The organism is Actinokineospora sp. UV203 (assembly GCF_056323665.1).
In genome coordinates this window covers 3,303,161-3,321,768 of sequence record NZ_CM150484.1, presented here as the reverse complement: position 1 = coordinate 3,321,768, position 18,608 = coordinate 3,303,161, and the positions used below count along the sequence as shown (strand labels likewise).

The 18,608-nt window shown below is 69.6% G+C and carries 20 protein-coding genes and 1 pseudogene; 9 read left to right on the top strand and 12 right to left on the bottom strand.

From position 1 onward, the window contains the following. The first annotated feature begins 49 nt into the window (after positions 1 to 49). From ACUZ2Y_RS15545 to ACUZ2Y_RS15530, 4 genes are all read left to right on the top strand, one after another. Positions 50 to 1,396, top strand: coding sequence for a hypothetical protein (locus tag ACUZ2Y_RS15545; RefSeq protein ID WP_476319362.1), 1,347 nt, complete (start codon positions 50 to 52; stop codon positions 1,394 to 1,396). Positions 1,397 to 1,565: 169 nt separating this feature from the next. Continuing rightward, complete coding sequence (locus ACUZ2Y_RS15540; RefSeq protein WP_476319361.1) at positions 1,566 to 2,093, top strand: hypothetical protein; 528 nt, start codon at positions 1,566 to 1,568, stop codon at positions 2,091 to 2,093. 29 nt (positions 2,094 to 2,122) lie between these two features. Beyond that, positions 2,123 to 2,626: a hypothetical protein gene (locus ACUZ2Y_RS15535; protein WP_476319358.1), complete on the top strand. Its 504-nt coding sequence runs from the start codon at positions 2,123 to 2,125 to the stop codon at positions 2,624 to 2,626. Between the two features lie 19 nt (positions 2,627 to 2,645). Continuing rightward, a complete protein-coding gene (locus tag ACUZ2Y_RS15530) occupies positions 2,646 to 3,797 on the top strand; it encodes a cystathionine gamma-synthase (RefSeq protein WP_476319356.1) in 1,152 nt (383 codons plus the stop codon). A 174-nt stretch (positions 3,798 to 3,971) separates the two neighbouring features. On the opposite strand, the gene ACUZ2Y_RS15525 is transcribed toward ACUZ2Y_RS15530, so the two are convergent. Together ACUZ2Y_RS15525 and hppD are read right to left on the bottom strand one after the other, a co-directional pair. After that, complete coding sequence (locus ACUZ2Y_RS15525; protein ID WP_476319354.1) at positions 3,972 to 4,220, bottom strand: hypothetical protein; 249 nt, start codon at positions 4,218 to 4,220, stop codon at positions 3,972 to 3,974. A 102-nt stretch (positions 4,221 to 4,322) separates the two neighbouring features. Then, positions 4,323 to 5,525: a 4-hydroxyphenylpyruvate dioxygenase gene (gene hppD / locus ACUZ2Y_RS15520; protein ID WP_476319351.1), complete on the bottom strand. Its 1,203-nt coding sequence runs from the start codon at positions 5,523 to 5,525 to the stop codon at positions 4,323 to 4,325. Positions 5,526 to 5,677: 152 nt separating this feature from the next. On the opposite strand from hppD, the gene ACUZ2Y_RS15515 reads away from it, so the two are divergent. Then, positions 5,678 to 6,160 carry an Lrp/AsnC family transcriptional regulator gene (locus tag ACUZ2Y_RS15515; RefSeq protein WP_476319349.1) on the top strand — a complete coding sequence of 161 codons (483 nt, stop codon included), beginning with the start codon at positions 5,678 to 5,680 and terminating at the stop codon, positions 6,158 to 6,160. A 131-nt stretch (positions 6,161 to 6,291) separates the two neighbouring features. Here ACUZ2Y_RS15515 and greA read toward each other — a convergent pair whose 3' ends face one another. Both greA and ACUZ2Y_RS15505 read right to left on the bottom strand, forming a co-directional pair. Then, positions 6,292 to 6,786: a transcription elongation factor GreA gene (gene greA, locus ACUZ2Y_RS15510; protein WP_476319347.1), complete on the bottom strand. Its 495-nt coding sequence runs from the start codon at positions 6,784 to 6,786 to the stop codon at positions 6,292 to 6,294. A 175-nt stretch (positions 6,787 to 6,961) separates the two neighbouring features. Then, positions 6,962 to 7,402 carry a DUF4307 domain-containing protein gene (locus ACUZ2Y_RS15505; RefSeq protein WP_476319344.1) on the bottom strand — a complete coding sequence of 147 codons (441 nt, stop codon included), beginning with the start codon at positions 7,400 to 7,402 and terminating at the stop codon, positions 6,962 to 6,964. 128 nt (positions 7,403 to 7,530) lie between these two features. Between ACUZ2Y_RS15505 and mca the strand changes: the two genes are divergently transcribed. Both mca and ACUZ2Y_RS15495 read left to right on the top strand, forming a co-directional pair. Further along, a complete protein-coding gene (mca, locus tag ACUZ2Y_RS15500; RefSeq protein WP_476319342.1) occupies positions 7,531 to 8,412 on the top strand; it encodes a mycothiol conjugate amidase Mca in 882 nt (293 codons plus the stop codon). Between the two features lie 35 nt (positions 8,413 to 8,447). Then, positions 8,448 to 8,627: pseudogene (locus ACUZ2Y_RS15495) on the top strand (hypothetical protein); the annotation flags it as partial. Between the two features lie 153 nt (positions 8,628 to 8,780). Here ACUZ2Y_RS15495 and ACUZ2Y_RS15490 read toward each other — a convergent pair. The 6 genes from ACUZ2Y_RS15490 to ACUZ2Y_RS15465 form a co-directional block, all read right to left on the bottom strand. After that, a complete protein-coding gene (locus ACUZ2Y_RS15490) occupies positions 8,781 to 9,116 on the bottom strand; it encodes a VOC family protein (RefSeq protein WP_476319340.1) in 336 nt (111 codons plus the stop codon). 8 nt (positions 9,117 to 9,124) lie between these two features. Then, complete coding sequence (locus ACUZ2Y_RS15485; RefSeq protein WP_476319338.1) at positions 9,125 to 9,238, bottom strand: VOC family protein; 114 nt, start codon at positions 9,236 to 9,238, stop codon at positions 9,125 to 9,127. A 78-nt stretch (positions 9,239 to 9,316) separates the two neighbouring features. Next, positions 9,317 to 10,060 carry a nucleotidyltransferase domain-containing protein gene (locus tag ACUZ2Y_RS15480; protein ID WP_476319336.1) on the bottom strand — a complete coding sequence of 248 codons (744 nt, stop codon included), beginning with the start codon at positions 10,058 to 10,060 and terminating at the stop codon, positions 9,317 to 9,319. Continuing rightward, positions 10,041 to 10,688, bottom strand: coding sequence for a nucleotidyltransferase domain-containing protein (locus ACUZ2Y_RS15475; protein ID WP_476319334.1), 648 nt, complete (start codon positions 10,686 to 10,688; stop codon positions 10,041 to 10,043). Before ACUZ2Y_RS15475 ends, ACUZ2Y_RS15480 begins: the two co-directional genes overlap by 20 nt. After that, positions 10,685 to 13,210 carry a polynucleotide kinase-phosphatase gene (locus tag ACUZ2Y_RS15470; protein ID WP_476319332.1) on the bottom strand — a complete coding sequence of 842 codons (2,526 nt, stop codon included), beginning with the start codon at positions 13,208 to 13,210 and terminating at the stop codon, positions 10,685 to 10,687. The genes ACUZ2Y_RS15475 and ACUZ2Y_RS15470 overlap by 4 nt, the downstream gene beginning before the upstream one ends. Then, complete coding sequence (locus ACUZ2Y_RS15465; protein ID WP_476331858.1) at positions 13,210 to 14,613, bottom strand: 3' terminal RNA ribose 2'-O-methyltransferase Hen1; 1,404 nt, start codon at positions 14,611 to 14,613, stop codon at positions 13,210 to 13,212. The genes ACUZ2Y_RS15470 and ACUZ2Y_RS15465 overlap by 1 nt, the downstream gene beginning before the upstream one ends. Positions 14,614 to 14,687: 74 nt before the next feature. Between ACUZ2Y_RS15465 and ACUZ2Y_RS15460 the strand changes: the two genes are divergently transcribed. Then, positions 14,688 to 16,691: a thioredoxin domain-containing protein gene (locus tag ACUZ2Y_RS15460; RefSeq protein WP_476319329.1), complete on the top strand. Its 2,004-nt coding sequence runs from the start codon at positions 14,688 to 14,690 to the stop codon at positions 16,689 to 16,691. Positions 16,692 to 16,802: 111 nt separating this feature from the next. Further along, a complete protein-coding gene (locus ACUZ2Y_RS15455) occupies positions 16,803 to 17,357 on the top strand; it encodes a hypothetical protein (protein ID WP_476319327.1) in 555 nt (184 codons plus the stop codon). Positions 17,358 to 17,390: 33 nt separating this feature from the next. Here ACUZ2Y_RS15455 and trhA read toward each other — a convergent pair whose 3' ends face one another. Both trhA and ACUZ2Y_RS15445 read right to left on the bottom strand, forming a co-directional pair. Next, positions 17,391 to 18,050 carry a PAQR family membrane homeostasis protein TrhA gene (gene trhA, locus ACUZ2Y_RS15450; RefSeq protein WP_476331857.1) on the bottom strand — a complete coding sequence of 220 codons (660 nt, stop codon included), beginning with the start codon at positions 18,048 to 18,050 and terminating at the stop codon, positions 17,391 to 17,393. A gap of 73 nt (positions 18,051 to 18,123) precedes the next feature. Then, positions 18,124 to 18,606 (bottom strand): CoA-binding protein, encoded by a 483-nt coding sequence (locus ACUZ2Y_RS15445; RefSeq protein WP_476319325.1) that lies wholly within the window; start codon positions 18,604 to 18,606, stop codon positions 18,124 to 18,126. Positions 18,607 to 18,608 lie beyond the last annotated feature (2 nt).

Below are 18,608 nucleotides of genomic sequence, written 5' to 3'. Positions count from 1 at the left end.
TACCGGCGATGCAATCTGACATTCCAGGTCAAAAGGGGTGGGAAACCCGATGAGTGCTCCCCAGCCGCCGAACGAGCCTTGGCAGGGCCAGCAGTGGCCTGGGCAGTCCGGCCCGGATCAAGGCCAGGCCCAGCAGCCCGGGCAGGGCTTTCCGCCCCCGCCGGAGCCCGCCGAACAGTACTCGGCGCCACCCGGTGACAACACCGGTGCCGACGGCGTCGAGCGGACCCAGGCCATCCGTCCTGGCCAGCCTCTCCCCAGTGCGAGCGGCGACGACGACAGCAGCGACCGCACCCAGGTCGTGCGGCCTGGACAGGGCGGCCCGTCGGGCAACCCCAACCAGGGCGAGGCGACCCAGATGGTGCCGCCCGGCTCCGTCCCGCAGTCTCCGCCCTACGCCCAGCCCGGCGCCCAGCAGTCGCCTCCCGGCGGCTTCGGGCAGCCCGGTCAGCCGGGTCAGTTCGGTCAGCAGCAGGGCTTCCCGCCGCCGCAGCAGCAGCATGGCGGGTTCCCCGGGCAGCAGCAGGGCTTCCAGCCCGGCGGCTACCCGCCGCCCGGATTCGCCCAGCAGGGCGGACTCGGCGGCAGGCCGAACTTCGGCGGTCCCGGTGCCAACACGGCGATGATCTCGATGATCGTGCTCGGCGTCGTCGCGGTGCTCGGTCTGATCAGCGCGATCATCACGATCACGCTGTGGTCCGACCTCAGTGGCGGGTCGTCGTCCTCGGCGTCCGACCTGTGCGCTGGTCTGGACGGACCGTCGCGTGCGTCGTGCATCGAGTCGATGGAGGCGGCGGAGGACAAGTACGCGACGCCCTTCCGGTTCCACCTCTACATGGTCATGTTCTTGCTGGGCTCGCTCGCGGCCATCGGTGGCGCGGCGCTGCTCTTCCTGAAGAAGAACCTCAACATCGCGCACTTCGTGGTGCTCGGCGGTGGCGCCCTCCTGGTCATCACCTCGATCATCATCGCGATCGAGGGCGGCATGCCGGGTCGGGTCGTCACGCTCCTGATCTTCGGCCTGGCGATCGCGGGCGCGGGTGCGCTGGCGTTCTTCCCGCAGACCAAGGGCTACCTCTACGGCAGCGCGCCGCTGGGTGGTCCGGGAGGCGGCTTCGGCGGTCCGCCGCAGGGCGGATTCGGCCAGCCGCAGCCTGGTTTCGGGCAGCCGCAGGGCTTCGGCCCGCCCCATCAGGGCTTCGGCCAGCAGCCGCAGCAGGGTTTCGGCCAGCAGCAGCCGGGTGGCTACGGTCAGCCGCCGCAGACTCCGCCGCCCGGATTCCCGCCGCCGCACCAGCAGCAGCAGCCCGGTGGCTTCGGCGGTCCGCCGCCGCAGCAGGGATACGGCCAGCAGCCGCCTCCCGGTGGACAGCAGCAGCCGCCACAGCAGTGGTGAACTAGCGACGGCGGTGGTTTCGAGACTCTCGAAACCACCGCCGTTTTGCTGTCCGCCGAACCGTGCGTCGCGCGTGCTCCAGATGGACTACACCGGGCCGGCCGTTTTCGGCCAGGCCCATCGTCATTTCCGATATGGTCTCGCCCCAACCGACCGTTGGGGAGTGCGCATGACCTATTCGCCGGGATATCCGCAAGCACCGGGATATCCGCCCCAGCGAGCCGCGCCGCCAGGCCTGGCGGTGTGTGCCGCGGTCAGCGCTCTCGTCAGCGGGGGCGTCCTGCTCTACCTGGGTGTGGACGCCGCCTCTATTTTTGGTGGCTACGGTTTCGACAACCTGCCCCCGGAGCTCTACGCCATCCTGGGCTGGCAACTGCTGGCCGGGTTGTTCCTCGTCCTCGGCGGCGTGCTTACCTTCGCGCGCAAGAGCGCCGGACCCGCGCTCGTGATCATCGGGGCGCTCGGCGCCCTCAGCGCGGTGGTAGTGGAGCCGCTCATCCTCGGGTACGACTGGGGACGCTACTTCGCCGCGCTCTTCCACTTCGGGCACCTGCGGTCGATCCTGGCCCTCGTCGCGCTGGTCGAGGCCACGTTCGCACTGATGTTCGCGATCATGCCCGGGACGAGGCAGTGGGCCCGCGCCACCCCACCGGCGCCCGCCGGGTATCTGCCGGGCGGACACCACCCGGGATGGTGAACGGCGAGGTCGGACGGACGGGACGGGCGATGGACTACCCGCAGGGGTACTCGAGCGAACCCGCCATGGGGTATCCGCGGGTGCAGGCGGCTTCCCCGGTGACCGCGGTGCTCGCCGGAGCGTGCGCGCTGGCCACCGCGGGCGCGCTGCTGTTCGAGACCGTCCACGTGGGCTCCGGGTTCGCCGAGATCGGCTTTCGGAACATCCCGGTCAACGTGCTCGGCATCCTGGTCGGCCGGTTCCTGGCGGGTCTGTTCCTGCTTACGGGCGCGTGCCTCATCTTCGCCCGCAAGGACGTCGGCCCGATGCTCGCGATCATTGGCGCCCCTTGGGGTGTGGCCTCGGTCCTGTTGGAACCGCTGATCATCCGGGTGCCGCTGGACGTCTACCTCGACGTGCTGTTCAGCTTCGAGCAGCTCAAGGCCGTCCTGCTCGCCTTCTCGCTGATGTCGGCCCCGGTGGCGCTGCTGTTCACGCTGCTGCCCTCGACGTCGCGCTGGGTCAGGGGAGGCGGGCCGCGCCCCGGGCGGTGAGTAGTCGTAGCCTGGACCCATGGCTGACGACTCTGCCCGCTGGGGCTTCGAAACCCGGGCTATCCACGCGGGGCAGGACCCCGACCCGCGAACCGGCGCGGTGATCGTGCCGATCTACCAGACCTCGACCTTCGCCCAGGACGGCGTCGGCGGTCTGCGGGAAGGCTACGAGTACTCGCGCACGGCGAACCCGACGCGCACCGCGCTGGAGACGGCGCTGGCATCGCTGGAGGGCGGCGCCCACGGGCTGGCGTTCGCCTCCGGGATGGCCGCCTCCGACGTCGCGCTGCGCAGCATGACGCGCCCCGGCGACCACGTGATCCTCGGCAACGACGCCTACGGCGGCACGTTCCGGCTGATCGACAAGGTCATGACCCTGTGGGGCGTGGAGTACACCGCGGTCGACCTGTCCGACCTGGACGCGACCCGGGCGGCGCTGCGGCCGAGCACGAAGGTCATCTGGTCGGAGACCCCGACCAACCCGCTGCTCGGCATCGCCGACATCGCCGCGCTGGCGGCGATCGCCGCCGAGGGCGGCGCGAAGCTGGTCATCGACAACACCTTCGCCACCCCGTACCTGCAGGCGCCGCTGAGCCTGGGCGCCGACGTGGTGCTGCACTCGACGACGAAGTACCTCGGCGGCCACTCCGACGTCGTCGGCGGCGCCCTGGTCACCTCGGACGCCGATCTCAACGAGCAGTTCGCGTTCCTGCGCAACGCCGCGGGCGCGGTCCCCGGCCCGTTCGACTCGTGGCTGACCCTGCGGGGCGCGAAGACGCTGGCGCTGCGGATGGAGCGGCACAGCGACAACGCCGAGCGGATCGTCGAGACGCTGCTGCGCAGCGACAAGATCAGCAAGGTCTACTACCCGGGCCTGAGCGACCACCCGGGCCATGAGATCGCCGCGAAGCAGATGCGCCGCTTCGGCGGGATGATCTCGTTCTCGATGGCCGGGGGCGAACAGGCCGCGCTGGACCTGGTCACGCGCACCAAGCTGTTCACCCTGGCCGAGTCCCTTGGCGGCATCGAGTCGCTGATCGAGCACCCGGGCCGGATGACCCACGCCAGCAACGTGGGCTCCCCCTTGCAGGTCCCCGCCGACCTCGTCCGCCTCTCCGTAGGCATCGAGGACAGCACCGACCTGATCCAAGACCTAGTCGCCGCCCTCTAACCCCCGCGAGTCGCCCCTTCCGGCAAACGAGTCGCCCCTTCCGGCAAGTGAGTTCAACATTCAGGCAGGCGAACCGACTTTCGGGGTCGCCAAACATTCGGCGAACCGCTGCCTGAATGTTGAACTCACTTGCCCGAAGGGGCGACTCGTTCGCCGGAAGGGGCGACTCGCGCGTTAGGGGGCTTGGCGGAAGGGGTCGGTGGCGGGGGTGGGCGTGGGGGGTGGGGCGGGGGCGGCTGGGAGGTCTGCCGGAGTGAGGCAGCCGCCGACTAGTTCGACCTGGTCGCCGGTGGAGACGAAGTGGCCGGGCTCAGCGCAGGCGGCGGTGCTCACCGTGAACACGGCTACCCCGGCCAGTGCCGCGGCGGCGCCCATGGCGGCCGCGAGCGACGCGACACCCGTCAGCCGGGTTCCGAAGGCCATAGCGCTGTCTCCCCACTCATACTCCGCGCCCCGAGGGTACCTGCCCCAAGCGAGTGATACCTGAGGAGCAGCTGAGTGTGGGGGCCACAAGTCATCAGCGGATCACAGGTTGCCCCGGCGCTCCTGCTCGCGCTCGATGGCCTCGAACAGGGCCTTGAAGTTGCCCTTGCCGAAGCCGAGCGAACCGTGTCGCTCGATCATCTCGTAGAAGACCGTCGGCCGGTCGCCGGTCGGCTTGGTGAAGATCTGCAGGAGGTACCCGTCCTCGTCGCGGTCGACCAGGATCGCGTTCTCCTTGAGCAGCTCGATCGGCACCCGGACCTCGCCGATGCGGGCGCGCAGCTCGGGGTCCTCGTAGTAGGAGTCCGGGATGTCGAGGAACTCGACACCCGCGGCGCGCATCGCGGTGACCGTGGCGATGATGTCGTTCGTGGCCAAGGCGATGTGCTGGCAGCCGGGGCCGCCGTAGAACTCCAGGTACTCGTCGATCTGCGACTTCTTCTTCGCGATCGCCGGCTCGTTGAGCGGGAACTTGACCCGGTGGTTGCCGTTGGAGACGACCTTGCTCATCAGCGCCGAGTACTCGGTGGCGATGTCGTCGCCGACGAACTCCGCCATGTTGACGAAACCCATGACGCGGTTGTACCAGTCGACCCAGTAGTCCATCTTGCCGAGTTCGACGTTGCCGACACAGTGGTCGATGGCCTGGAACAGCCGCTTCGGCGCGTCGGCGGGCTTGCGGTAGGTGCCCGTCTTCGCGACATACCCGGGCAGGTACGGCCCGGTGTAGCGGGACCGGTCCACCAGGGTGTGGCGGGTCCGGCCGTAGGTGGCGATGGCGGCGGTGCGGATGGTGCCGTGCTCATCGGTGACGTCGTTGGGCTCTTCGAGGATGATCGCGCCCTCGGCCCGGGCGTGCTCGACGCACTTGTCGACGTCGGGCACGGCCAGGGCGAGGTCGACGACGCCGTCGCCGTGCTCGCGGTGGTGGTCGAGCAGCGGGCTGCCGGGGCGCACGCCGCCCTTGATGACGAAGCGGGCGGATCCGGCCTTCAGCACGAACGACTTGTGGTCGGTGTTGCCGGTCTCCGGGCCCGAGTATGCGACGAGCTCCATGCCGAACGCGGTCTGATAGAACAGCGCGGTCTGCGTGGCGTTGCCGACGACGAACACGACGGCGTCCATCGCGTTCACGGGGAACGGGTCCCGGCTCTCGTCATAGTCGACGAGGCCGACGAGCTGGCGGAGCTGGTCGTAGCTCACCTCGTCCATGCCCAGTTCGCTGCGGCCGAGGGTCCCAGTCATCGCGTCCTCCTGCGTCTTCTTCAGTGCGGTATTTCTGAGCATCATTCGACAAGACACCCTGCGCAACAGTCCGTTTGTTAATAGGGCAATCTGCTCAGTGGTGGACGGGTCTAAGCTGGCAAAGTGGACACTGTGACCAGGAGGTGACGGGGGTGTCGGATGATCACGGGGATGTGCTGGACGTCCTTGACGCCAGATTGCTCTTGCTGCTGACCGACGAACCGCGGCTGGGCGTGCTCGAATGCTCGCGCAGGCTCGGCGTCGCGCGGGGCACGGTGCAGGCCCGGATGGACCGCCTGGAGCGGCGCGGTGTGCTCGGCGGGTTTCCGCCGGAGCTGGACCTCGCGGCGATGGGCTACGGGCTGACGGCGTTCGCGGTGCTGGAGATCGCGCAGGGTAGGCGGAGCCACGTGGCTGAGCGGCTGCGGGCGATCCACGAGGTGTGCGAGGTGCACGCCACCACCGGCCAGGGCGACCTGCTGGTGCGGATGGTGGCCAGGGACAACGCCGACCTGCAGCGGGTCATCGACCGGGTGGTGAATGTCGAGTGGGTCCAGCGCACCTCCACCTCGATCGCCCTGTCCACCCCAGTCCCAATGCGCGTGCGGCCACTCCTGGAACGGATAGTGCGGTGAAGAACCACGCTCGGTCGCGGTGACGTTTCGGGGGTCCAGCACGAACACGCCATCGAAGTTGGCAGTGTTCGTGCTGGACCCCCGAAACGTCACCACAAAGGCGGCCGAGCCGCGCCGGCGAGCCGGCGCCATTATCCCGAGTAGGGGACTGCCTTTGTCAGTGTGACCTTCTGGATCTTGCCACTGGGCAGTGCGTACTCGCGGGTCTCGCCTTCCTTGGCACCGAGCAAGGCGCGACCCAGCGGCGACTCGGGGGAGTAGACCTCAAGCTCGCCTTCGCTGCCTTCCTCGCGGGTGGCGAGCAGGAACTGCTCCTCGTTGTCGTCGCCCTCGTAGCGGACCGTCAACACCATGCCCGGCTCGGCGACGCCGTCGTTGGACGGGGCTTCGCCGACCTTCGCTCCGCGAAGCAGCTCCTGCAGGTGCCGGATCCGGGCCTCCTGCTGCCCCTGCTCCTCACGGGCCGCGTGGTAGCCCCCGTTTTCCTTGAGGTCACCCTCCTCGCGGCTGGTGTTGATCTTCTGCGCGATGACCGGGCGGTTCTCAATCAGCTCGTCGAGCTCGTGCTTGAGCCGGTTGTAGGCCTCCTGGGTCAACCAGGTCACCTGGGTGTCGCTCACGGTCACCAACTCCTCGTCGTACTCCGGGCCCGTGGTTACGGGCCGGCAGTCCCGGGCTTCGTCGAGCACCCGGAATGGAAAAACACGGCCCGCCTAGGGGCCGTGCAGGTAGACGAGAATAGCATGAACAGGCGTGCTAAACCGTCCGTTTTGTCCGATTTGGCACCGATACGGACGCAGTTCACCCCGTTGGCGGCTGTCCTGTGGACAGGTATGCGGGCACCTGGTAAGAGCACCCGAACACGTCGGCTGTCACCGGTTCGGATGAGCTGGAAATCACTGTCGTCACGCGCACGGAAGAGGGTCCGGGGGCGATGTAGACCTCCTTGCGCCCGCCTTCGCCGCCGTCGATGCCGCGGGTCCGCACGATGCACACCGCGGCCCGCTCTGGGGTCTGCCGCGTGACGTCGAAAACCAGCTGCATCCGGTTCTCCGGCTGGTTGCCGAACGAGATGCGCTCGGCCTCGATCGGGGCGCTCCCCAGGTTCGTGTACGCGAGGTACGCGGCGCCCCCACCTGCGAGAAGACCGAGGGCGATGAGGACCACCGCGGTCCGCCGGGATCGCTTGGCGCGCGGCTTCCCGTAGCGGCCTTCCGGCAGCGTGTGACCGGCCACGGTCATTCGAGGGGCCTCCTGTGACGACTGTCCGCCAGGCGGGAACAATGGACCCGCCGCGACGCGTTCGACTTACCGGGGTCGAGTATCCGCCTGGCGCGGTACCCCATACGACGAGGGGGCAGAGAGAGGTCATGGCCGAGAAGCTGCGTTTGATGGCGGTCCACGCCCATCCGGACGACGAGTCGAGCAAGGGCGCCGCCACCATGGCGAAGTACGTCGCCGACGGCCACGAGGTCATGGTCGTGACCTGCACCGGCGGTGAGCGTGGCGACATCCTGAACCCGGCCATGGACCGCCCGGAGGTCCTCGCCGACATCCCGGCCGTGCGCCGCGCCGAGATGGCCAAGGCCGCCGAGATCCTCGGTGTCCGGCACCGCTGGCTCGGCTTCGTCGACTCGGGCCTGCCCGAGGGCGACCCTCTGCCGCCGCTGCCCGAGGGCTGCTTCGCCCTGGTGCCGCTGGAGGAGTCGGTCCCGCCGCTGGTCCAGGCGATCCGCGAGTTCAAGCCGCACGTCGTGCTCACGTACGACGAGAACGGCGGCTACCCGCACCCCGACCACATCCGCTGCCACGAGGTCTCCGTCGCGGCCTTCGACGCCGCGGGTGACCCCGACCTGTACCCCGAGGCGGGCGAGGTGTGGACGCCGCTGAAGCTGTACTACATGCACGGCTTCTCCCGCGCCCGCCTGGTGGCGATGCACGAGGCCCTGCTCGCGGCCGGGCTTGAGTCGCCCTACGGCGAGTGGCTGGAGAACTGGAGCGCCGACCGCGGCGACATCTCCCACCGGGTCACCACGAAGGTCCATTGTTCGGAGTACTTCGAGGTCCGCGACGCCGCGCTCCTCGCCCACGCCACCCAGATCGACCCGGACAGCCGCTGGTTCGCCGTCCCGCTGGACATCCAGCGCAGCGTGTGGCCGTTCGAGGAGTACGAGCTGGTCCGGTCGCTGGTGGACAGCACCCTCCCCGAGGACGACTTGTTCTCCGGGGTCGCTGAGAAGGTGACATTGTGATCTTGTCCAGCCCGGACCTGTCGGCCACCGTGCCCATGGTCCTGACCCAGACGGCCCCGCCGACGCCCGCCGACCCCGGCGGGCAGGGCGAGGACTTCGGCAAGTCCTCGCCGCTGGGCTTCCTCATCCTGATCCTGTTCTTCATCGCCGTGGCGTTCCTGATCCGCTCGATGACCAAGCACCTCAAGCGGGTCCCGGAAAGCTTCGACGAGCCCGAGGACAAGAAGGACTAGGTCCCTTTGATCAAACCGACCGCGCCATGGGCCGCGCCTTAGGGGACAGTGACGAACTGACCACGGTCACCCGCCTCACCGCACCATCGCACCATCGCACGGCAGGTGACCAACCCTTGAATTTCGGGGAGGCGGTCAAGTGGCGGCGCGTTCGAGCTCGGCGGTGTCGATCTTCCGCATCTTGAGCATGGCCTGCATCGCGCCGGGGTTATCGGTCAGTTCAGTCAGCCGGGTGGGGATGACCTGCCAGGACAGCCCGAACTTGTCCCTGAGCCACCCGCGCCGGCTCTCCTCGCCGCCGCCCTCGGTCAGCGCCGACCAGTAGTGGTCGACCTCGGCCTGGTCCCGGCAGAAGATCTGGAACGACACGGCCTCGCTGAAGGTGAACTCCGGCCCGCCATTGAGCGCGACGAACGGGTTGCCATCGATCTCGAAGTCGACCGTCATCGCCTGGCCTTCGGGACGTGGCATGTCAGGCCCTAGCGGGCGACGTCCTTGACCTTCGAGTTGGGGAACACCGGACAGTAGAACTCCGCGGCCTGCTCGCCCTGGGTGTCGAACCACAGGCACGGGGTGATGTTGAGTGACGCCATCGTCCTCTCCCTTTCGCGGTGGATCCCCCACTCTCCCGCTCGGCAAAGGTCTCCGCGAGGCGAAAACGGTGTGGTGGTTCACCCGAGCCGGGCACGGACGACCAGGTCGTGCATCTGCTCGTCGACGGCGGGCCGCTCAGGCAGCGACGTAATGGCTTGGGCTGCCGTCAGCTCTTGGTGCAGCAAGTCCACATCCGCCGTCAAGCGCGGTGCGTCGACTACCTCGGTGGTGTCGAGGTTTCGATGCTCGCCGGTGCGTTTCGCCTCGATCAGCTCGGACAGGTACGCCGGGCCGCCGAGGTTCGGCAGGGTCGCGTCGACGACACCTGTGCGCATGAGGTTGATGCCGGTCAGCAGCGCCCGGAAGGTGTACAGGAGCGGCTTGATCTCGTTGGTGCGCTCGAACAGCGCCCACTGGCTGTTGGCGAATCCGCGGTAGTGGTGGGCGTGCCTGCTGGTCAGCAGGTCGGGAACCATCGACAGCAACTCCGCGTGGATTTCGCCCGTGTGCACCACCAGCGGCGACACCAACTGTTCCAGCACGTATCCGTTCGGTGTGAGCAACAGCCGGGCGAACTTGCGCAAGTCGTGGGTGACCAAATCGATTTCCACGCCGTCGCGGAACCAGGTCCGGTCCACCGTTTCCGGGCCCAGCCGCAGGCCGACGATCTCCTCTGCGGGGAGCAGGTGCACGCCGCGCAGGTCGATGTCGGAGTCGGCCGAGGGAAAGCCGTAGAGGTGGGCGCCCGAGACGGTCGCGAACAGAGGTGGGCGCGTCTCAGCGGCGACCACCTCCTTCAGGTCAGGCAAGGTGAGCGGCATCGAGATTCCTTCGGCGGACTGAGATCAACCAGTCCTCCACTCGTCGGGTGTCGGGTTCCGTGGGGACCGCGCGGGGTGTGGTCGCTATGTCCGCGCGCAGGCGGTCGGCCCAGGCCAGGCACTCCGCCAGGGGTACCTCTCCGAAGCGGATTGCCAACAGCTCCTCGCGGTCGGTGCTCATGTCGATGCGCAGCTCGCCGGTGGCCAAGAGCGTGCGGCACACCATCAGCAGGCGCAGCGCGTGCATGACCTGTTTCCACTTGGGCTCGCGGGCGTGGGTCGCTCGGGCGATCTGTTGTGCCGTCGCCCGTTCGTAGCTCGTCGCCGCCTTCTCTGACAGGAACGCGGGCAGCAGCGCCCGCAGTTCCGCGCCGAGGGCGGTGCACACCTCGACCCGGTCGCTCACCAGGACTTCCAGCACGGTCGGGTTTCCTTTGAGCGCGAGCAGGCAGAAGTGCTCGACCTCCCACGTCACCTGTTCTGCCACCGGACCATCCACACTGGACGGTGGCTTCTCGAACCGCCAGAACGACTCCGTGGGCGCGGCGTAGACACCGCGGCGGTCGGTGTCCGACGCCGCGGTGGCCAGGCCGTAGGCATGGGAGCCGACGACAGCGGAAAGGATCACAGTCGTGGGTCCACCGGCTCGGACTCCAGCGCCAGCACCGCGAACACGCACTCGTGGACCCGCCACAGCGGCTCGCCGCGGGTGAGTCGGGCCAGGCCTTCCAAGCCGAGCGCGTACTCCCGCAGGGCCAGCGACCGCTTGTGGCCGAGGTTGCGGTCCCGCAGCCGCGAGAGGTTCGCCGGTTCGGTGTAGTCCGGGCCATAGATGATCCGCAGGTACTCGCGGCCGCGCACCTTCACGCCCGGCTGCGTCTTCGGCAGGTGGTTCGCCGCCGGCTTGACGACCATCCCCTCGCCGCCCGCCTCGGTCAGCTCCGTCCACCACCGCACACCCGCGTCGACGGACCCGGCGTCGTCGGTGTCGACGGACAGGTTGCGTGTCACCGCGAACAGGTCGGTGTCGGCCGCGCGCAGGCGGTCGGCGATCGCCAGGTGCCAGGAATGCGGGCGGTCGTGGAACATCGTCCCCTCGGCGGCCAGGACCTGGAATGGCGCCAGCCGCACGCCGTCAAGGCCCTCGGTCGGCCAGCAGTACCGGCGGTAGGCCGCGCGGAAGTCGGTCGCGTTCACCTCCCGGGATCGGGTGCGCGCCAACAGGTCCGCGACGTCCACGCCGCGCCCGGCCGCCTCGGCGAGAGCGTCGGCGGCCGCGGGCAGGGCGACCCCCGCCGCCGCTCCGACCGCCGCGTACTGGTTGGTGATCAGCGCGGACGCCTTGGCGCTCCACGGCATCAGCTCGGCGTCGAGCAGCAGCCAGTCGGTGTCGAGTTCGGCCCACAGTCCGGCCTCGGTCGCCGCGCCCCGCACGCGCGCGAGCAGCCGGGCGGTGAGGTCGTCGTCGAAGAACGGCCTGCCCGTGCGGGTGTGCACGGCACCGTCGCCGTCGATGCCGAAGCGCACGGATGCCACCGACTCGTCCCGAGTGACCAGGACGATGGCGCGCGAGCCCATGTGCTTCTCCTCGCACAGGACTTCGCGCACGCCACGCCCGCGGAAGTCCGCGAACGCCTCGGCCGGGTGTTCGAGCAAGTCGCCGTCGGCCCGCGTCGCCGCCGGCGCCATCGTCGGCGGCAGGTACAGCAGCAGGCGCGGATCGACCGCGAAGCGGCTCATGACCTCCAGTGCCGCCGCCGCCTGCTCGCCGCGAACCGTGATCTGGCCCAAGGTGCCGGTGTCGACCACGCGCCTTCCGACCACATCGGACAGTGCGAGCGTGCTCGGCTCACGTCCGCCGAACGGGTCCGGCGGGCCGAGTGGACGCGTTGGCTCGTACCAGACCTGGTGCGCCTTGACCGACACGATCTCGCGTTCCGGGTACCGCAGCGCCGTGAGTTTGCCGCCGAACACGCAGCCGGTGTCCAGGCACATGGTTCCGTTGACCCACTCCGCGTCCACTGACGGCGTATGTCCATAAAGGACCATGGCGTGGCCGCGGTACTCGTTCGCCCACGGGTATCGCACCGGCAGGCCGTACTCGTCGGTCTCACCCGTTGTGTCGCCGTAGAGCGCGAAGCTGCGTACCCGGCCGGAAGTGCGGCCGTGAAACGCCTGCGGCAGACCCGCGTGGGCGACGACGAGGTTGCCGCCGTCGAGCCGGTAGTGCGAGATCAGTCCGTCGCAGAACTCCTCCACGCGGGCGCGGTACTCCTCGGACTCCTCGCCGAGCTGGGCGAGCGACTCGGCCAAGCCGTGCGCCATCGTCACCTTGCGGCCGCGCATGGCGCGGACCAGCTTCTGCTCGTGGTTGCCGCACACCGCCAGCGCGTCGCCCGCCTCGACCATCCCCATCACGAGCCGCAGCACGCCCGGGGTGTCGGGGCCGCGGTCGACAAGGTCGCCGACGAACACCGCGCGCCTGCCCTCGGGGTGCCGCGCGCCGACCGCTCGCCCGTGGTCGTCACGGGTGAGCGCGTAGCCCAGTTCGCCGAGTAGTTCCTCCAACTCCGCCCGGCAGCCGTGGATGTCGCCGATCACGTCGAACGGGCCGGTCTGGTCGCGCAGGTCGTTGTTCAGCCGCTCCGGCACGATCCGCGCTTCGTCCACTTCGGACTCGCCACGCAGCACGTGCACCCTGCGGAAACCCTCACGCTGCAGCGATCCGAGCGCGCGGCGCAGTTCGGTGCGGTGCCGTTTCACGACGTGCTCGCCGAAGTCGCGGTCCGGCCGTTCCGCGTTGCGCCGAACGCACACCGCTTCGGGGATGTCGAGCACGATCGCCACCGGCAGCACGTGGTGCTCACGCGCCAGTTTGATCAGCTCCGCGCGCGGCTCACGCTGGACGTTGGTCGCGTCGATCACGGTGACCATGCCCGCGCTCAGCCGTTTGCCCGCGATGTAGTGCAGCGCGTCGAAAGCCTCCGCCGAGGCCGACTGGTCGTTCTCGTCATCGCTGACCAGACCGCGGAAGTAGTCGCTGGAGAGCACCTGGGTTGGCGCGAAGTGCTTGCGCGCGAAGGTGGACTTGCCGGAGCCCGAGGCGCCGATGAGCACCACCAGCGCCATGTCGGGGATGGTGAGATCCATCAGGCTGCCTCCTTCCGGGAGAACACGGCGAGCTGGGTGGAGGGACCGTGGACCGGGTCTTCCGGGCCGACCGGGGCATAGCGGACCGTGTAGCCGCACCGGTCCGCGACGCCTTGGGCCCAGTCGTGAAACTGCGCGCGAGTCCATTCGAAACGGTGGTCGGTGTGCCGCATCCGACCGGCCCCGAGGGTCGGGTACAGCACGTTGTACTCGGCGTTCGGTGTCGTGACGATGACGTGGCGCGGGTTGGCCGTGCCGAACACCGCGCGCTCCAGCGCGGGCAGCCTGCTCGCGTCGACGTGCTCGACGACCTCCATCAGCACCGCCGCGTCGTAGCCGGCGAGCGCCGGGTCGGTGTAGGTCACCGACGACTGCCGCAGCACGACCCGGTCGCGGGCGCGGTCGGGCAGCTGGTCGAGTCGCAGCCGCCGCTGCGCCGCGTCCAGCGCCCCCGCCGAGACGTCGCAGCCGACGATCTCGGTGAACGTCGGGTCGGCCAGCAGGTCGCGCAGCAGCGCCCCGCCGCCGCAGCCGAGGTCGAGCACGCGGTGTGCCCGGACCTCGCGCAGCGCGTCGATCACCGCATGCCGCCTTGTCGCCGAGAGCGGCTCCGGCTTGTCCTCCGACATCGCTTCCGGCAGCACGTCGACCGGCTCGGCCTCCGTGCCGTCCAGCTCCGCCAGCCGGTCCAGGGCCGTGCGCTGGTAGCCGCGCCGGTGGGCCAGGTAGCGCAGGCTGATCAGGTCGCGCTCCGGGTGCCCGGACAGCCAGCCGTCGCCCGCGCGCAGCAGCTTCTCGATCTCGTCCTCGCCCACCCAGTAGTGCTTGGCGCCGTCCATCACCGGCAGCAGCACATACAGGTGTTTCAGGGCGTCGGACAGCTTGAGCTCGCCCTCGATCCGCAGGTCGAGGTAGCGCGAGTCGCCCCACTCGGGGAACTCCGGGTCCAGCGGCACCGGTCGGGCGTCGACCCGCCAGCCCAGCGGCGCGAACAGCCGCTCGGCGAGGGCGGGGCCGCCCGCGCAGGGGGCCGCGGGCACCCGGACCCGCAGCGGGATCGGCGTGTCGGCCAGCTCGGGACGCTGGTCGCAGCGGCCGGTCATCGCGGTGCGGAACACGCTTGACAGCGCCACGGCCAGCATCGATCCGGCCGCGTACGGGCGGTCGTTGACGTACTGGCCCAGGGTGAACGCGTCGTTCTTGCGGCCGCGGACCAGGGCGATCGGGTCGACTTCGAGCAGCAGCGCCGCGGTGCATTCCTCCTCGTCGGCCCTTGGGTAGAACACGTGCGCGGTTCCGGACGCGGTCGAGAACGCCTGCGCCTTGCCTGGGTGCTTGAACAGCAGATAGCCCAGGTCGGTGGCAGGCGTCTTGTTGGATGTCACAGTCGTGGGCCGTGTCATTGTCACTGTCAGCAGCACCCGCGAAGTGTCGCCTACTCGCTGCCGGATCTCATGCCATTTGAGAGGGTTGACCCATGGCGAACCGGCTCCACCTCTCGACCAGCCCGTATCTGCTCCAGCACGCCGACAACCCGGTCGACTGGTGGGAGTGGGGTCCGGAGGCGTTCGCCGAGGCCGCGCGCCGCGATGTGCCGGTGCTGCTGTCCATCGGCTACGCGGCCTGCCACTGGTGTCACGTGATGGCGCACGAGTCGTTCGAGGACGCCGAGACGGCCGCGCTGATGAACGAGAACTTCGTCAACGTGAAGGTCGACCGCGAGGAGCGGCCCGACGTCGATGCCGTCTACATGACCGCGACGCAGGCGATGACCGGCCACGGCGGCTGGCCGATGACGTGCTTCCTCACCCCGGAGGCGAAGCCGTTCCACTGCGGCACCTACTTCCCGCCGCAGCCGCGGCACGGGATGCCGTCGTTCGGGCAGTTGCTGGCCGCCGTCCGCGACGCGTGGTCCGCGCAGGACAGCGAGGTCCGCGAGGCCGCCGACCGGATCGTCGAGGAACTGGGCAAGCAGACCGGGCCGATGGTCGAGTCGATCGTCGACGAGGAGGTCCTGGCCGGGGCGGCCGCGTCGCTGCTCGGCGACTACGACCGGGTCAACGGCGGCTTCGGCGGCGCCCCGAAGTTCCCGCCGACGATGGTGCTGGAATTCCTGCTGCGCCACCACGAGCGCACCGGCTCGGTCGAGTCGCTGTCCATTGTGGAGGGCTCGATGCGGGCCATGGCCGACGGCGGCCTCAACGACCAGCTCGCGGGCGGGTTCGCCCGCTACAGCGTCGACGCGGGCTGGGTGGTGCCGCACTTCGAGAAAATGCTCTACGACAACGCTTTGCTGCTGCGGCTGGCCGCACACCTGTTCCGGCGCACGGGAACCGAGCGCTACCGCGAGGTCGCCGTCGACACCGCCACGTTCCTGCTGCGCGACCTCGCCACCGCGGAAGGCGGGTTCGCCTCGTCCCTCGACGCCGACACCGAAGGCGAGGAGGGACTGGCCTACGTGTGGACGCTCGCGCAGCTCACGGAGGTGCTCGGCGCCGAAGAAGGTGGTTGGGCGGCGGAGTTGTTGAGTGTCACCGAGTCCGGCACTTTCGAACACGGGACGTCCACCCTGCGCCTGAGCCGCGAGGTCGACGACGCGCCGCGCTGGCAGCGGGTCAAGGCAGCGTTGCTGGCCGCGCGGGACACCCGCCCGCAGCCGGGTCGCGACGACAAGGTCGTGACCGCGTGGAACGGGCTGGCGATCGCTGCCCTCACCGAGGCCGGCCTGGCTCTGGGTGAACCCGCGTGGATCACCGCCGCCGAGCGGGCCGCGGACCTGTTGCTGCACCTGCACATGGTCGACGGCAGGCTGCGCCGCACCTCGCGCGCCGGCGCGGTCGGCACCGCCGCGGGCGTCCTCGAGGACTACGCCTGTTTCGCCGACGCCCTTCTCGCGCTGCACCAGGCCACCGCCGAACAGCGCCGGCTCGACGCGGCGTGCGACCTGCTCGACACCGCCCTGGCCCACTTCGCCGACCCGACCATGCCCGGCGCTTTCCACGACACCGCCGACGACGCCGACGCCCTGGTGTGGCGCCCAGCCGACCCGGGCGACAACGCCTCGCCGTCGGGGGCGTCCGCGCTGGCCGGCGCGCTGTTGGCCGGTTCGGCACTCGCCGGGCCTGGCCGGGCAGACGCCTACCGGTCGGCGTGCGAGGAGGCGATCTACCGGGCGGGCATCCTGGCTTCCCGGGCGCCTCGGTTCGCCGGGCACTGGCTGACCGTCGCCGAGGCTGTTGCCCATGGCCCGGTCCAGGTGGCCGTCGTGGGTTCCCCGACGGACCGCACGGCCTTGGCCGAGGCCGCGCTCAAGCACGCGCCGGGTGGGGCGGTGGTGGTGGCGGGCGAACCGGACTCGGCGCCGCTGCTGGCCGACCGGCCGCTGGTGGAGGGACAGGCGGCGGCGTACGTGTGCCGGGGCTATGTGTGCGACCGGCCGCGAACGGCGGCGGCGGACCTGGTGGCGACGCTGACCGGCTGACCCAGGGCGATGGGCTGAGGACGGAAGTCCGCCGAGGGCGAACGCAGCTCCAATCCCGGCTGTATCGGCGTAATGTCAGTAGTAACGTAATCTTGTAATCAAGGAGCTGACATGCGCAGGACCTGGAGCCCCCGCCCGCGCGGCGGACAGTCCGACCTTCCCTCCGCCGACGACGCGGCAGGCTGGTTCTCCGGCAGGCTGCCCGACGGCTGGTTCACCGGTGAGCCCACCGTGACCGTCGACCGTGAGGAGATCCTCATCGTCGGCACCCTCCCCGACCTCGACGGCGACTACACCGACGACGCCGCCCGCGCCGCCGCCGAGTCCGGCCGGATTTCCCGCTGGCGCGAAGCCACCCGCGACGAGCGCATCGAGATCGCTCGGCAGGCCGAACACCGCTACGCGCGGAAGGTGGCGTGGGGGGCTCGGCAGGGTTCGACGGAGGAGTTGTTCACGACGTTGTCGGTGCCGGTGATGACACGGCTGCGGCAGCCTGAGCGGTTGGTGTTGGACACCCTTGTCGACGCAGGGGTGGCTCGGTCGAGGTCGGAGGCGTTGGCATGGGCTGTTCGCCTGGTCGGGGCGCACGCTGAGGAGTGGCTTGGTGAGCTGCGGGAGGCCATGACGAAGGTTGATGATCTTCGGGCCAAGGGGCCTGAGCTGTAGGCAGCCCTAGGCCGGTGCTCCCCGGTATTCGGCTCAGGAGTACAGAACGAGCCAGATAGCCACGTAGTGGCAGAGCGCCGCGATGACGGTGGCGGCGTGGAAGAACTCGTGGTGGCCGAACACGCCCGGCCACGGGTTGGGCCACTTCGTGGCGTAGAAGACCGCGCCGACGGTGTAGAAGGCGCCGCCGATCAGGATCAGGACGAGGGCGGCGACACCGGCGCTGCGCAGCAGCTCGGGCAGCACGAACACCGCGACCCAGCCCAAGGCGATGTAGATGGGGGTGCCCAGCCAGCGCGGGGCGTGCGGCCACAGCAGCTTCAACCCGACACCGAGCAGCGCGCCGCCCCAGACGACGCCGAGGATCACGTACCCGGTCGGCTTGGTCATGCCAAGCAGGCAGAACGGGGTGTACGTGCCCGCGATGAACAGGAAGATCATCGAGTGGTCGAGCCGCTTCATCCACGTCCGCGCGCGCTCGGTCACCCACCAGCGGCGGTGGTAGAGCGCGCTCACGCCGAACAGGCCGAGCACGGTGATGACGTAGATGGAGGTGGCGAGCGCCGCGACGCCGGACACGGTGGTCGCGGCGAGCGCGATGAGGGTCGCGCCGGTCACCACGGACACGATGAACGACCAGAAGTGGATGACACCGCGCATCCGCGGCTTGGTGGGCCGATCCTGTTCGGTCATCGTCGGTGCCGTCACGCCACCAACGCTACGGGACCGTAAGTTGCGTCGCCGAAGGCTTGTGGCCGGCCGCACATCAGGACCAGCCGACGACCTCGCGGTGCTCGACCTTTAGGCACCGGTCCATCACGACGTCGAGACCGCCGTCGGCGGCGATCCGCGCCGCCTGCTCGCTGATCACCCCGATCTGCAGCCACAGCGCGCCCGCGCCCACCGCGACGGCCTCCTCGGCGTGGCCGGGCGCGTGCTCGGGTCTGCGGAACACGTCGACGATGTCGATCGGCACGGTGATGTCCGCCAGCGACGCGTAGGCGGGCAGGCCCTCCCACTCGGTCAGCGCCGGATTCACCGGCAACACCCGCAGACCGCTGGCCACCAGGTACTTCGCCACCCCGAAACTGGGCCGTGCCGGATCGGCGCTGAGGCCGACCACGGCGACGGTCCGGGATTCGTGGACCAGCCGCTCGATGACCGTGAGGTCCTGCCATATCGGATCGATCCCGGTGCGCTGCACGTGCCCAGTGTGCCGGTTTCCGGGGCCGAACGGCGTACTCTCCATCG